At 46.7% G+C, this 762-nt stretch carries 1 protein-coding gene; it reads right to left on the bottom strand.

The genetic code is table 11. The features are described 5' to 3' along the window. On the bottom strand, positions 1–284 hold a 284-nt coding region (locus tag FNH22_RS31815; protein ID WP_221420401.1), incomplete at its 3' end, for a hypothetical protein. Positions 285–762: the final 478 nt, after the last annotated feature.

The following is a 762-nucleotide window of genomic DNA, read 5'->3' as shown; positions in this document are numbered from 1 at the left end:
TTGCGGGCAGCGATGCGGGCTATTTTTACGTGCTTCATGTATTCACGATTAGCCTGGGCTTTGGTGGTGTTAAGGGTGTCTGTGGCTGTGAATTGGTCGCCGTATTCCTTTTGCTGCTTGAGCTGTAGGGCGCTGGCGGTTTCGTACAGCTGCATGCCTTCCTGGAGGCGGGCTTCGTTGTAACCGAATTCGGCCAGCAGGTTTTTCATCTCTTCGTAGTTGAGCGCGTTGACGATGGCGTTTTGTGCGAAAAGCAGTTGACTTTCTAGCGTGTTGTTGTTCATTGTACTAAATCATTAAGGGTTAAACATTGATTATTGGTTGTCTTTGTGGCGTTGGGCAGAGATGGAGTGCTTCAGCGGTGCACTATTGCCGTGGGCGCGTGCTGTTTTATACTTTTGGTATGCGGCGTTACGGTTTTTAGATGACGCAGTGTTATTTTCGGGAGTGGCAAAATGCTTTTTTCATCTGGCTTTGTGCTTTTTGGGTGCCGCAGTGTTATTTCCAGGTACGGCGGAATGATTTTAGTGTACGTCTTTGTCATATTTTAATACGGCAGAATGATTTTTCAGTGCGGCAAAATGATTCTGTACCGACCTTTAGCGATTTTGTACAGCGTTTTCAGGTGTTGATCTTGCTTCAATTCAACAACTGACCTAGTTAAGTACTATTTTTTAGCGTTTTGCGCCCTGCTACCTTTCCACAGCAATAGTTCAGGCGGAAAGAATGGGTGGGGGCTAACGTGTGAAGGACTTTTCCGGG

It is taken from the genome of Fulvivirga sp. M361, from assembly GCF_007097395.1.
GTDB lineage: Bacteria > Bacteroidota > Bacteroidia > Cytophagales > Cyclobacteriaceae > Fulvivirga.
The sequence above is the reverse complement of the archived record's forward strand: the minus strand, read 5'-3'. Positions and strand labels throughout refer to the sequence as shown.